10 protein-coding genes and 1 riboswitch are annotated in these 13,488 nt (G+C 74.4%); of the genes, 7 read left to right on the top strand and 3 right to left on the bottom strand.

The features are described from left to right. Positions 1-5 precede the first annotated feature (5 nt). Complete coding sequence (locus tag ACFVUH_RS13585) at positions 6-761, bottom strand: MgtC/SapB family protein (protein ID WP_387913154.1); 756 nt, start codon at positions 759-761, stop codon at positions 6-8. Positions 762-1,091: 330 nt separating this feature from the next. Then, a riboswitch (M-box (ykoK) riboswitch) is annotated at positions 1,092-1,268 on the bottom strand. A gap of 189 nt (positions 1,269-1,457) precedes the next feature. Further along, positions 1,458-2,345: a trypsin-like serine peptidase gene (locus ACFVUH_RS13590; protein ID WP_387913156.1), complete on the bottom strand. Its 888-nt coding sequence runs from the start codon at positions 2,343-2,345 to the stop codon at positions 1,458-1,460. 291 nt (positions 2,346-2,636) lie between these two features. Here ACFVUH_RS13590 and ACFVUH_RS13595 point away from each other — a divergent pair, with 291 nt between their 5' ends. From ACFVUH_RS13595 to ACFVUH_RS13620, 6 genes are all read left to right on the top strand, one after another. Continuing rightward, positions 2,637-4,493, top strand: coding sequence for an alpha/beta hydrolase family protein (locus ACFVUH_RS13595; RefSeq protein WP_387913157.1), 1,857 nt, complete (start codon positions 2,637-2,639; stop codon positions 4,491-4,493). After that, positions 4,490-4,651 carry a hypothetical protein gene (locus tag ACFVUH_RS13600; RefSeq protein WP_355361235.1) on the top strand — a complete coding sequence of 54 codons (162 nt, stop codon included), beginning with the start codon at positions 4,490-4,492 and terminating at the stop codon, positions 4,649-4,651. Before ACFVUH_RS13595 ends, ACFVUH_RS13600 begins: the two co-directional genes overlap by 4 nt. 79 nt (positions 4,652-4,730) lie before the next feature. Further along, positions 4,731-6,692: a RiPP maturation radical SAM C-methyltransferase gene (locus ACFVUH_RS13605; RefSeq protein ID WP_387913158.1), complete on the top strand. Its 1,962-nt coding sequence runs from the start codon at positions 4,731-4,733 to the stop codon at positions 6,690-6,692. After that, positions 6,673-7,353, top strand: a complete 681-nt coding sequence (locus tag ACFVUH_RS13610; RefSeq protein WP_387913160.1) for a DUF5825 family protein — start codon at positions 6,673-6,675, stop codon at positions 7,351-7,353. The genes ACFVUH_RS13605 and ACFVUH_RS13610 overlap by 20 nt, the downstream gene beginning before the upstream one ends. 50 nt (positions 7,354-7,403) lie before the next feature. Continuing rightward, positions 7,404-8,603, top strand: coding sequence for a cytochrome P450 (locus ACFVUH_RS13615; protein ID WP_387913161.1), 1,200 nt, complete (start codon positions 7,404-7,406; stop codon positions 8,601-8,603). Positions 8,604-8,622: 19 nt separating this feature from the next. Beyond that, the gene (locus tag ACFVUH_RS13620) at positions 8,623-9,852 is read left to right on the top strand and encodes an MFS transporter (RefSeq protein WP_387913163.1); all 1,230 of its coding nucleotides are present in this window, start codon (positions 8,623-8,625) and stop codon (positions 9,850-9,852) included. A gap of 93 nt (positions 9,853-9,945) precedes the next feature. On the opposite strand, the gene ACFVUH_RS13625 is transcribed toward ACFVUH_RS13620, so the two are convergent. Continuing rightward, entirely contained in the window at positions 9,946-12,003 is a 2,058-nt protein-coding gene (locus ACFVUH_RS13625; RefSeq protein WP_387913164.1) for an acyltransferase domain-containing protein, read from the bottom strand. Positions 12,004-12,156: 153 nt separating this feature from the next. Between ACFVUH_RS13625 and ACFVUH_RS13630 the strand changes: the two genes are divergently transcribed. Further along, on the top strand, positions 12,157-13,155 hold the full coding sequence (locus ACFVUH_RS13630; protein WP_387913165.1) for a zinc-binding alcohol dehydrogenase family protein: 999 nt from the start codon (positions 12,157-12,159) through the stop codon (positions 13,153-13,155). Positions 13,156-13,488 lie beyond the last annotated feature (333 nt).

The raw sequence follows: 13,488 nt of genomic DNA on the forward strand, positions 1-13,488 counted from the left end.
TGTCCTCAGGCGAGTGCGGACTGCTCGGTGCGGTCGTGCTCGTCCTCCAGGTGCCAGTGCAGGTCGCGCACGCCCGGTTCCAGCGAGAGCCGGGTGACGACCTGTTCGAGCGCCGGGGCGACCTGTCCGGTGATGGCGACGGTGGCGCGCAGGCTGGTGATCTCGCCGCTGTCGGTGCGGCGGGCCCGCAGGCCGGTGGGCGCGAGGCCGGAGGCGGCGAGGGCCTGCAGGAGCAGGGCGCGGATGTGGGTCTCGGACTTGCGGTCGCAGGCCAGGTGGATGGTGGCGCGGGTGGCGGAGTCGGGGTCGCTGCCGGACTGCGGGGCACGGTCGAGCAGCCGGCCGGCCGGGCGCAGGACCAGGTGGACGGCGAGCACGGTCAGGGTGCCGAGGGCGGCGAGCTCCAGCTTGCCGGAGCCGGCGAGCACCCCGACGGCGGCCGAACACCACAGCGTGGCGGCGGTGTTGAGACCGCGGACGCCGGCGCCGTCGCGCAGGATGACGCCACCGCCGAGGAAGCCGATGCCGGAGACGACGTAGGAGGCGACCCTGGTGGGGCTGCCGGGGTCGCCGACGGCCTCGCTGTAGAGGACGAACAGGGTGGCGCCGGCGGCGACCAGGGCGTTGGTGCGCAGGCCGGCCATCCGGGCCCGCCATTGGCGTTCGACGCCGATCAGCGCGCCGCAGGCGACGCCGGTGGCGAGGCGGAGGAGGAAGTCGACGGTCGGGACGATCATCGGTGTGGCGTTGGCGGCGGTCATGACGGGCCTCCCGGCCCCCGGAAGCGGGGGAGGTCAGGGGGCGCGCGGCAGCAGGTCCCCCCGAGGGCGGGCGCGCCGCGACGCGCCGCGACGGCCCGGGAGCCGATGAGGGCATGGCGGAGCCGAGGCGGCGGCGTGCGGTGCGGCGCCGGAATCGTGTGCGGGGAGAACGGTTACCGCGTGCCGGAGGTGAACGAGGGCAGGCGGGTGCAGGGGCGACTGTGGCCCGGACTACTGCAATCCATGTCTCTCGCCTCCTCCCGGCCGGACGCACCCTCACGGTGCGTGTCATCGACGCGGCAAGGAGTTCGCCGGCGCGCGACAGCGGCCGGCTCACCCCAACTCGTCAGAGCTTTGGCACTCCACGGCGTAATCCGGCCCACCGGCCGGAAGCCACTTGGGATCAACCCTTAACCCGGGAAGACCTGTCCTGAACCTGGGCGTCTCTCGACGTCGTCGGGTCAGTGGCCTGTGTCCGTGAAGACGCCTCACCGAACGAGGTGCCTCTTCAAACCTCGAAAAGCATAGACCCTCGCCCGCGCCGTACTTGCGTTCTTGGTAGAACCTTTGCCTTGGCGTGCGGGGAGGTGCCGGCCGCCGCCGTCGGGTTCGGCGGCGGAACGCGCCCGCGCCGCCGGGTCGGTGGGGCCCGGCGGCGGGGGTGGCACCGCGCGTGCGGTCGGTGCCGGGGGGCGATCAGGCGTGCTGCGCCCCGTTGAAGACGTTGTAGGCGTCGTCGCGGTAGTAGGAGTTCACCGCCCACCACTTGCCCTGCCAGCTGTAGCCCGTCACGAAGTCGCCGGTCTGCACGGCCGAACCGTCGGTCTGGTCGTAGTTCACGAAGAACGGTCCGCCGCTGGAACCTCCGCTCAGGCCGTTGCAGTTGTCGATCAGCGCGGTGGACGGCTGCTCGGGGCCGGCCACCGGCTGGCCGCCGCACCAGAGCATGTGCTCCTGGGCGGCCGGGGTCTTCCCGGGGATGCCGATGATGTGCGCGTAGTTGTTGATGGGCTGGTTGAAGCCGATGCCGGTGGCCCCGACGACGTCCGCGATGTGCCGGCCGTTGAGGGTGTTCAGCACGATGAAGGCGATGTCGCCCTGCGGGGCGGGAGCGTCCACCCAGCCGGCCGACCGCCAGGACCACCAGCCGTAGGGGGCGTTGCCCGCGTCGTAGCCGGGCGCGAACTTGAAGTCGCTGCCGCCCTCGACGCAGTGCCGGGCGGTGGCGATGACGTCGCGGTTGGCGCTGGAGACGACGTTGGCGGTGCACACTCCGCCGCCGGTGAGCAGGCGCCCGGTGGTGACCCAGACGCTGGCCTTGGCGAGCGAGGGCGCGCCGGACATCGGGGCGACGGCGGGTTCGGTCGCGTGGATCTTCAGTGGCCGGCCGTCGAGGGAGCTCCGCGTCTCGGGTGTCCAGGTGGTGGTGGCGGCGTTCGCCGGGTTGATCAGGACGTGGGTGCCGCCGCCGACCCGTTCGATCGGCCCGGCGCTCTTGGCCGGTGCGGCGGACGAGACCGGTGCGACCAGGCCGGCGGCTGCCACCGAGACCACGACTGCCGCGAGGAGACCGCGCATGCGCATGGGTGTCCCCTTCCTTCCTCTGCTGGGGGATGTGCTGTCCCGGCCAGTCTGGAAGCGGCATGTCCACGACGCGTCGACGCCGTGTCAACGGCCGCGTCGGCGTCCGCTGCCCCCCGGTGTTCACGTCAACCGTCTTTCGGCCAACCGTGCGAAAGGTCTGGTCGTGGGCACGACATCCCCCTAGAGTGACCGCGACCTTCCGCAAGTGTCCTTTTCTTCACGCCAGTTCACTGGCCCTCGAGATGTTCGGCGCAGCCTGTTCCCATCATCGAGCCGGAAAGGGCCGGGCCAGTGACACAGGCGTTCCAGTCCCCCGGCTTCGCCGCGCTGGCGGCCGGCCGCGCGGTCGAGACCCGGCTCGTCGACGACTGCTGGCAGGCGGTGGCCTGGGACCTGGGCACGGGGCGGCGCCGGGTGGTCACCGACCGGCCGGGGGGCGTCCACCTGAGCGAGATCGAGCCGGACGGCGGCGCCATCTGGTGGTTCGACGCCGATGCGGCGGGGGAGGGGCGGTGGCGCCGCGAGCCGTTCGCGGGCGGTGAGCCGGGCGGTGAGCCGGGCGGTGAGGCGCTGCACGGTGTGCCCCGCGGGCGGCCGTACGGCGTGGCCTTCGACCGGACGGGCGCGCTCGCCGCGGTGGCCGTCGGCGTCGACGGCGTCTCGCACTGCTACGTCGGACCGCCCGCCGGCGAGGCCCGGCCGGTCGGCTCGGCGCCGGGGTACCTGAGCCTGGCCGACCTGTCGCCGGACGGCCGGCTGCTCGCCCTCGGCGGGCGGCCCGACGGGGAGGACGCGGTGGTCCTGTGGCCGACGGAGGCCCGCCCGCACGCCCGGGCGGACGCTCCGCCGCGGCTCGCCGGAAGCCGCCGGCTGCGGCTCTGGCCGATCGAGTTCAACCCGCTCGCGGTACGGGAGCCGGAGCTGCTGCTGGTGGTCGAGCAGGACGAGCGGTACGCCGTCGCGACCTGGCGGGCGGGCGAGGGCCTGCGCCGCTACCCGGGACTGTCGTTCGACACGGAGATCTCGGCGGGCTGGTACCGGGGGCCGCGCGGGGTGCTGATCCAGCACGAGCGGGCCGGGCGGAGCCGCCTCCTCCTCGCCGACCTCGATCCGCCGGCGGGCCGGGGAACGCCGGAGCGCGAACCGTCCGCCCGGGAGCTGCGCACCCCCGGCGGCACGATCCACGACCTGTCCTGCGCCCCCGACGGCACCCTGCACTGCGTCTGGAGCCGGGAGTCGACACCGCCCCGCCCGCTGGTCCTCGGCCCCGGTGCGGAGACGGCGGACGACTGCGCCCCGGACCGGGACGGCACCTCCCGCACCCGGCGCTGGACACCCCGGCCGTACGGGCGGATCCACAGCTTCGTCAGCACCCCGGCCGGCCCGGGCCCGTGGCCGACCCTCTTCCTGGTGCACGGCGGCCCCGCCACCCACGACCGGGACTCCTACGACCCCCGGGTGAACGCCCTGGTCGGCGAGGGCTACGCGGTGGTGCGCACCAACTACCGCGGCTCCACCGGCTACGGCGCCCGCTGGCAGCACGAGTACGGCCACCGGGTCGGACTGGCGCAGATCGAGGACCTGGCCGCCGTCCGCGCGGAGCTGGTCGCCGACGGCACGGCGCTCGCGGAGCGCACCGGCCTGTGCGGATTCTCGTGGGGCGGCTACCTGACCCTGCTGGCGCTGGGCGCGCAGCCGGAGCTGTGGTCGCTCGGCCTGGCCGCCCAGCCGATCGCGGACTACCCGGCGGCCTACCGCGGCACCACCCCCGCGCTCCGCGAACTCGACCGGCAGCTGTTCGGCGGCACCCCGGAGGAGGTGCCCGAGCGCTACCGCGCGGCCGACCCGCGGTCCTACGTGCACCAGGTCCGCGCGCCCGTCCTGCTGGTCGCCTCGCGGACCGACGAGCGCTGCCCGCCCGACCAGGTGGCCCGGTACGCCGCGGACCTGCGCCGGCTGGCGGTGCCGCACGAACTGCTCTGGGTGGACGGCGGCCACTACAGCCGCCGGACCGCCGACCACCGGTCGGTGCTGGCCACGATGGTCCGGTTCGCCGGGCGCGCCTGGCCGGCACCGGCCCCCAGGACACCCCGCGGCGATCGCCCCGGGGGACCCGCCGAACCGGTGGAAGGAGGTGAACAGCCATGAAGCGTCGCAGCATTCAGAACGACCCGATCAGCACCCCGGAGCGTGACCGGGGCGCCGTGGTGGTCCAGAACTTCGCGCTCGACATCACCAAGGCCGCAGCGGTCGCGCCTGCCCTCAAGGGGCAGCCGAAGCCGAAGAAGGCACCCGAGGGCAAGTGACCCTCCGTCGCTCCGGGGCGCCCGCGGTGCCCCGGAGCGACACCTCGCCCACCGCCCGCGGACAACAGAAGTGGCCATCATGCGTATCGTCCTGCTGCACATGCCCTGGGGCGCGATCGACGTGCCGTCGCTGGCGCTCGGGATCCTGCACACCGCCGCCGCACGCGCCGGCCATCGGGTCGAGGTGCGGTACGCCAACCTGGACTTCGTCGACTGGGCGGCCGGGAACGCGGGCTTCGGCGCGGACGACTACCAGTACTTCTCCGAGAAGTCCTACTTCCAGGGCGCGGGCGACTGGGCGTTCGCCGGCGCGCTGTACGGCGAGGGCGAGGGCGACGGCGAGAGCGAGGGCGACGGCGAGGGCGAGGGCGACGGCGAGGGCGACGGCGAGGGCGGCGCGGACGACGACGAGTCCGCGGGCTACTTCGCGTACCTGGCGGCCAACGGCGCGAGCGAGCGCGAGATCGCCCTGACCCGGGCCACCCGCGCCCTCGCCCCCGCGTTCATCGCCCGGCTGGTCGAGGAGATCGCCGCCGACCCGCCGGACCTGGTCGGCTTCACCACCACCTTCCAGCAGAACACGGCGAGCCTCGCCGCCGCACGGCTGCTCAAGCAGCGCTGCCCGCAGGTGCGCACGGTGTTCGGCGGCGCGAACTGCGACGGCCCGCAGGGCGCCGCGCTGCACCGCAACTTCCCCTTCCTGGACTACGTGGTGCGCGGCGAGGGCGAGGCCGCGTTCCCGGCGCTCCTGGAGGGCGGCGACCTCTCCGCCGTCCCCGGGCTGTGCTGGCGCGACGACTCCGGGACGTCGACGGCCAACGCGATGACGACGCGTCCGCTGCCGCCCGCGGCCATCCTGGCGCCCCGCTACGACGGCTTCTACGAGCGGCTCGACGCCTCCGTCGCGGCCGGCTGGGTCGATCCCAAGCTGGTCCTCGAAGGCTCCCGCGGCTGCTGGTGGGGCGAGAAGCACCACTGCACCTTCTGCGGGCTCAACGGCTCCTCGATGGAGTTCCGCTCCAAGCCGCCCGCGGACTTCCTCGCCGAGGTGCTCACGCTCGCCGAACGCCACCGGCTGCTGGACGTCTACGTGGTCGACAACATCCTGGACATGGGCTACTTCGACACCGTCCTGAAGTCGCTGGCCGAGCTCCCGGTCGATCTGCGGCTGCACTTCGAGATCAAGGCCAATCTGCGCCGCCACCAGTTCCAGCTGCTCGGCGACTCGGGCGCGGCCCAGGTGCAGCCCGGCATCGAGAACCTCAGCACCCGGGTCCTGCGGATCATGGACAAGGGCGTGACGGGCTGCCAGAACGTCCGCGCGCTGCGGGACGCGCAGAGTGCCGGGGTCTCGGTGACCTGGAACTACCTCTACGGCTTCCCCGGCGAGCAACCGGACGACTACGAGTCGGTGATCCGCCAGCTGCCGGTGCTGCACCACCTGGACCCGCCGACCGGAGCCGGACGGATCGCGATCGAGCGGTTCAGCCCGTACTTCGACCGCCCCGAGCTGGGCTTCGCGATCACCCGGCCGGCCTTCCAGTACCGGGCGACCTACCGCCTCCCGGAGAGCGAGCTGAACGACCTGGCCTACGTCTTCACCGCGCCGCCGCGCGGGATCGGCGGCGAACTCGCGGAGCGGCTGAGCGCGGCGGTGGACACCTGGCTCGCCCGGTTCCCCGACAGCCGGCTCACCTACCGGGACGCGCACGGGCGGATCGTCCTGGTCAACACCCGGCCCGGGTTCGACTGGCGGGTGGTCGAGCTGACCGATCCGGTGGAACTCGCCGCCTTCCGACTGCTGGCGCAGCCCCGCTCGGCCGCCGCGCTGGCGGCCAGGGTCCCCGGCGGCGCGGCGGCGGTCGAGCCGGTGCTGGAGCGCTTCACCGCGCTGGGCCTGCTGTTCCACGACGGGGACGGCTATCTGCAGGTCGCCGTCGAGTCCGACAACCAGGTGCTGATGCGGATGCGCCACCGGCACGGCCCCGCCGCCGCCCGTCCGCGGACCGAGGAGGTGCTCGATGCCGTCGCGACCGGCTGAGCGGACCGACGCCGCCGCCTGGCGCGCGGCCGCCCCGGAGGTCGAGCTCTGGCTCGACCACGACCCCGCCGCGAGGGGGCTGCCGGGCTACGCGCTCGGGCACCGCACCCTGTCCGGCCCGGCGCAGGAGGAGGTCACCGACCTGCACCGGGCCGGGGTCCGCTGCCTGCGGCTGACCGCGCCGGTGCGGCTCTGCGCGGACGCGCCGGCGGCCTCCGCGCGGGCGCTGATGCTGCTGCGCGAGGCGACCGGACAGGGGCTGGCCGTGCTCTGGCAGGCGGTCTGCACGGACGGCTGCGCGGCGCGGCGCCGGTTCCACCACCTGTACCCGCCCGAGCGGTTGACCGGCGACGGGGCCCCGCAGGACGTCCTCGCCGACTGGCGGGCCACGTACTACCCGAGCAAGTGCGTCGTCCGGCGCGGCCCCGGCTTCGTCGAGGTGCGCGACCGCCGGTTCGGGACGCTGGAGCTGTTCACCATCGACGAGCCCGGCCACCTGGCACAGCTGGACGCGCTGGCGGAGGGCGTCGAGCTCGGGACGCTGCCGGAGGCCGTCCACCGGGACCTCGCCGGGGCCGGTCTGATCGCCGAACAGGCCGGGCGTGCCTGGTTCCTGCCCATGCGGGTGCGCCGCTGGCCCTTCCCGTCCCTGACCGTGTAACCGCCGGAGCCCCGAGCCCCGAGCCCGGAGCCCCAGTCCGAGGAGAGATCATGAGCACCGCGGTCGACGACGCCGCCGCCCGGATGTCCGCCTTCATCCGCGACCCTTACCCCACGCTCGCCCGGATCCGCGAGGCGGGCGCGGTCTCCGTCGTGGAGTTCGGCGAGGGCCTGCCGGTGTACCTGGTGACGCGCCACGACGACGTCCGCGCCGCGCTGATGGACCCCCGGTTCGGGCAGGACGTCCGCCGCAGCCAGGCCATCGCGAGCGGGCGGGGCTCCGCGCTGACGCTCGGCTCGGAGGTCGTCCACATGCTCAACAGCGACCCGCCGGACCACACCCGGCTGCGCCGTCAGATCCAGGGCGTCTTCACCCGTCGCCGGGTCGACCTGATGCGACCGCTGGTCGAGCGCATCGCCGGCGGCCTGCTGGACGGGCTGCGCGGGCGGGAGACCGCCGACCTGGTGACGGACTTCGCCTTCCCGCTGCCGATCATGGTCATCTGCGAGCTGCTGGGCTTCCCCCCGGAGGACATGCAGGCCTTCCGCACCTGGTCGACGGCGATCCTCACCCAGGGTGGCGAGCTGACGTTCCAGCAGGCCACGGCCGAACTGAACGACTACCTGCGGGAGCTGATGACGGCCCGGCGGGCGTCGCCGCGCTCGGACATCCTCACCGACCTGGTGCAGGCCAGTGACGCCGGTGAGCTCACCGAACAGGAGGTGTTCTCGATGGTCTTCCTGCTGCTGATCGGCGGTCACGAGACCACCGTCAACCTGCTCGGCACCGCCACCCTGGCCCTGCTCCACCACCCCGACCAGCTCGCCCGGCTGCGCGCCGACCCGGCGATGATGCCGGTCGCGATCGACGAGTTCCTGCGCTACGAGTCCCCGGTGAGCATGGCCACCCTGCGGTTCACCGACGCCGACGTGATGGTCGACGACGTGGAGATCCCGGCGGACGAACTGGTGCTGCTCTCGCTCGGCGCGGCCAACCGGGACCCGGCCCGCTTCACCGACCCCGACCGGCTGATCCTGGACCGGGGCGATCCGGGCCACCTGGCCTTCGGACAGGGGCTGCACCGCTGCCTCGGCTCCTTCCTCGGCAAGCTGGAGAGCGAGGTCGCGCTGACCGGCCTGCTGGAGCGCTTCGGAAGGATCGAGCTGGCCGCCGCGGAGGAGACCCTGCCCTGGCGCAACACCATCATGCTGCGCGGTCTGGAGTCGCTGCCGGTCTCGTTCGATGGCTAGCGGTGCGGAGGCGGGCCGCGTGGGGGGACTGGCGCGGTTCCGGCCCCGGATCGGCGTCGCGCCGCTGCGCTCGCGCGGCTACCGGCTGCTGGTGATCGGGCAGGCCACCTCGGAGTTCGGCAACGCCTTCCAGGTGGTCGCCCTGCCGCTGCTGGTCTACTCCCTCGCCGGAGGCGCCCGCCAACTGAGCCTGGTGGTCGCCGCCTACGGCGCGGGACGGCTGGCCGCCACCCCGCTCGGCGGGGTCCTCGCCGACCGGTTCGGCGCCTGGCGGGTGATGCTGGCCGCCGACCTCGGCCGGCTGCTCGCCACCGCCGGGCTGTGCGCGGTCGCCGCCGGCGGGCGGGCGGACTTCTGGCTGATCGGCGCGCTCGCGCTGCTGGTCGGCCTCGGGGCGGGGGTGTTCCTGCCGGCCGCCTGGGCGATCACCCCGACCCTGCTGCCCGCCGAGGACCTGCACGCGGGCAACGCGCTGAACAGTACGGTCACCTTCGGCGCCGGTCTGGTCGGTCCGGCGGTGGCCGGCCCGCTGGTCGCCTGGCTGAACCCGGCCGCCGCCCTGGGGCTGGACGCGGTGACCTTCGCCGTGTCGGCGGCGACGCTGCTGCTGATCGGTCGCGGCAGCAGCGTCGCCCCGCCCCGCCCGATCTCCGAACGGGCCTCCGTGCCGCGGAACTTCCGAAGTCTGCTGCGGGAGTCGCCGCTGCTGCGGGCCGTGCTGACGGTGACGGTGATCGCGAACCTGACGGTGGGCGGCGCCACCAGGGTGGCCCTGCCGACGCTGGCCACCGACGGATTCGCCGCCGGTGCCGTCGGGCTGGGCCTGCTGCTGGCCGCGTTCACCGGCGGTGCGCTGGTCGGCGGCCTGTTCGCGGCCGGCCTCACCGAGGTGCGCTCGCGGGGCCGCACGGCGATGCGCTCCGGCCTGGTGATGGGCGCGGCGATCGGGCTGGTGCCGTTCACCGGGCTGGTCGGTGCCGTACTGCTGCTCTGCCTGGCCGGCGGCGCCAGCACGGTGACCAACGTCCTGGTCGTCACCGGTGTGCAGAAGAGCACCCCGCCCGCGCTGCTCGCCCGGGTCATGGCGGCCATCACCTTCTGCGGGCTGGGGGTCTTCCCGCTCTCGGTGATCGCGGCCGGCGCGGCGGTGGACGCGTTCGGGAGCCGGGGGGTGTTCGCGACGACCGGGCTCTGCCTGCTGGGCGCCTTCGGGTACGCGCTGACCAGGCGTGAGATCCGCGAGCTGTGACGACGGCCGGGAGGCCCGCGAGGGAGCGCCTCGGTGCCACCGGCCGTTTCGAGGCCGGACTCGAGGCCGCCCGGCGTGGCGGGCTGCAGCGGGTCACCCGGGAAGGCCGTCCGCCGCGGCGAGCAGGTCGACGGGCAGGACCGGGGCGGGGCGGCGGTCGGCGACGGGGCCGAAGACGGCCGGCCAGTCCGGTTCGGCGCCCAGGGTGAAGAGCGTGGCGACGGCGGTGAGCAGGGTGGCCCGTTCGGGAAGGCCGGCGCGCAGCGCGTGGGCGAAGCCGCCCTCGGGGGCGGCCGTCCGCGCGAAGGCGCTGAGCACGGGGGCGGGCCCGAGTTCGAGGAAGGTGCGCACGCCGTGCTCCGCGAGCCAGCCGATCCCCTGGGCGAAGCGCACGGGACGCCGGATGTGCTCGACCCAGTAGCCGGGGTCGCCGAGCTCCTCGGCGCCCGCCGGACGGCCGGTGAGGTTGGAGACGACCGGGATCCGCGGGGCGCGGTAGTCCACGGCACGCGCGGCGGCGCGGAACTCCTCCAGGATCCCGTCCATGTGGAGTGAGTGGAAGGCGTGGCTCACCCGCAGCCGGGTGGTCTTGACCCCCGTGGCGGCGAGCGCGGCGGCGACCGCCTCGGCCTGCTCCTGCTCGCCGGAGATCACCGTGGCGCCGGGCGAGTTGACGGCCGCGACGTCGACCCGGCCGCCGCCGTGCCGGCCGATCGCCTCGGCGACGGCGGCCTCGTCCGCGGCGATCGCGATCATCGCCCCGCCGGCCGGCGCGGACTGCATCAGCCGGGCGCGGGCCGCGACCAGTTCACAGGCGTCGTCGAGCGTGAACACCCCGGCGACATGGGCGGCGACCAGTTCGCCGAGGGAGTGGCCGATCACCTGGCCGGGGGCCAGCCCCCAGTCGGTGACCAGGCGGAACAGGGCCGTCTCCAGGGCGAACAGGGCGGGCTGCGCGTACCGGGTGAGGTGGAGCAGCGCGGCCGGTTCGGAGCCCTGGGGCGCGAACATCACCTCCAGCAGGGGCTGTTCGAGGTGCCGGTCGAAGCGGGCCGCGATCTCCTCGATCGCCGTGGCGAACACCGGGTACTCGGCGTGGAGTTCGCGGCCCATGCCGGGCCGCTGGCTGCCCTGGCCGGTGAACAGGAACGCCGTCGGCCCGGCACCGGCGAGGGCGGCCGGGACGGCGTTGGGCGCGAAGCCGTCCTCGGCGAGCGCCGTCAGGGCGGCCAGCGCCTCGCTGCGGTCGGTGGCGACGAGCGCGGCCCGGTGCGGCCGGGCGGCGCTCCCGGTCCCGCCGTCGGCGGAGGTCGCGGTCGCGAGTGCGAACGCCGCCGCGCCCAGGTCGAGTTCGGGGTGCTGCTCGACGTGGGTCCGCAGCCGAGCGGCCTGCCGGGCGAGCCCGGCGCCGTCCTCGGCGGACAGCACCCAGGGCAGCGCCCGCGGGGGAGTGGCGACGTACTCGGCGAGGACGCCGTGGAACAGGTCCAGGAACTCGGCGCGGTTGTCGCGGACGAAGAAGTGCCCGCCGTCGACCTCGTGCAGGCGGAAGGCGGACGTCGTGCGCTGCGCCCAGCCGGTCATCCGGTCGCGGTGCACCAGCGGGTCGGCGGTGCCCGCGAACACGTGGATCGGGCACGGGAGCCGGGGGGCGGGATCGTCCCGGTGCGTGCGCCATACCGCCAGGTCGTCGCGGAGCGCGGTGGTCACGGAGTCGACCCAGTCGGGGTAGGCGAGCACCTCCCGCGGCATTCCGGTGATCTCCAGGACGAACTCGATGAGGGCGTCCTCGTCGAGATCCAGGGACTCCAGCGTGTGGGCCGCCTCCGGGGCCGGGAACGCGCCGACGAACAGCGCCTCGGGGGTGCGCAGGCCGCGGGCGGCGCGGCGGCGCACCAGCTCGTAGCCGACCAGGCCGCCGAGGCTGTGCCCGTACACCAGATGCGGGCCGGTCAGCAGCGGTGCGAGGCCCTCGTCGAGCCGGTCGACCAGTTCGTCCAGGTCCGCGGCCCGCGGCTCGCCGCCGCGGCCCGGCAGGTTGACCGGGACGACCTCCAGTTCCTCGCCGAGGCGGTGCTGCCACCCGGAGAACAGGGAGGCGTCGCCCCCTGCGTGGTGCAAGCAGACGAGTCGCATCGGAATCCCGGCCATCTCTATTCCCTCCTCGCGCTCGGACGCCTGGGATTCACTCTTTCGAAGGGCTCTAAAGCGCTGTACAAGGCATGGTCATGACTGTGTGTTTAAACTGGATCGAACACTTGGGATTCCCGGTCACCGGGGGAGTCCACCACCGAGGGGAGCACTATGCGCGCGGTCGGTTTCACCTCACCCGGCGGGCCCGAGGCACTGCGGGTCATGGACGTGCCCAGGCCGGCCCCGGGGCCGGGCCAGGTCCTGGTCGAAGTCGCCTACGCGGGTGTGAACTTCGCCGAGGTCTACCGCCGCCGCGGCTGGGCGCGGACCAACGGCGAGGCGGTGGTGCCCGGGCTGGAGGTCTCCGGGACGGTGGCCGGCTGGGGCGCGGGGGTCGACGGGCTGTCGGTGGGCGACCCGGTGGCCGCGCTCACCCACGACCAGGCCGGGGCCAGTGGCGGATACGCGCAATTCGCGGTCGCGCCGGAGGAGTTGGTGTACCCGCTGCGCACCCCCGCCGGTGAGGTCGACCTGCTGGCGGCGGCCGCGCTGCCGTGCACCGTCACCACCGCGTACGGCCTGCTGGCGGCGGGCCGGCTCGCCCCCGGGGAGGACGTGCTGATCCACGCCGCACTCGGCGGCGTGGGCGGCACCGCGGCCCGGGTCGCCCGCCTGCTCGGGGCCCGGCGGGTGCTGGGCACGGTCGGGACGGCGGCCAAGCTCGACCGGCCCGAGGCCGCGCTCTACGACCGGCTGTACCTGCGCGAGGACCTCGACGGCTGGGCGCGGCCGGACGGCCCGGACGGCGGCTTCGACCTGATCCTCGACTCGATCGCGGGCCCGACCACCGAGGCGAGCCTGCGGGCGCTGCGCACCCTGGGCCGGGTGGTCGTCTACGGCAACCCGGGCGGCCACGGCGACACCCGGCTCTCCGCCCAGGAGCTCTGGCTCTCCTCGCGGGCCGTGGTCGGCTACAACCTGGGGGAGATCGCCGTTCGCGCCCCGCACCTGCTGCGCGAGCAGGCGCTGGCCGCCGCCGGTCTGCTGGCAGACCGGCGGCTGACCGTCGACATCGGCGAGGTCCTGCCGCTGGAGGCGGCCTGGGAGGCCCACCGCCTGCTGGAGAGCGGGGCCAGTGTCGGCAAGCTGGTGCTCCGCCTGGCGAACTGAGCCTCCCGCGGCGAGTATCCGCTAGTGACCCGGTTCGGAGTCGGTTCGTCGCCACATGAGTTGCCATGCGTACCGAGTTCCGGGGAACGGCTGCGGCCGGGACCGCGAGCACGGTGTGCTGGGGTGCGTGGGCGACAGCAGGCTGGAGCCACTCACGCTCTCCGAGGCGGAGCGGCGGGTGTTGCGGGGCTGGGTGAAACGCAGGACGACTGCGCAGGGGCTGGCCCTGCGGGCGCGGGGGGCTTCCCCCGGGAATGTGGACACCGAGTGCTATGCAGCGACGGCCAGCGTAACTGATCTCTGCTCGTAGGCGATCGGGGTCATGTGGCCGAG

It is taken from the genome of Kitasatospora sp. NPDC058032, from assembly GCF_042885845.1.
In the GTDB taxonomy this organism is placed as follows: Bacteria; Actinomycetota; Actinomycetes; order Streptomycetales; family Streptomycetaceae; genus Kitasatospora.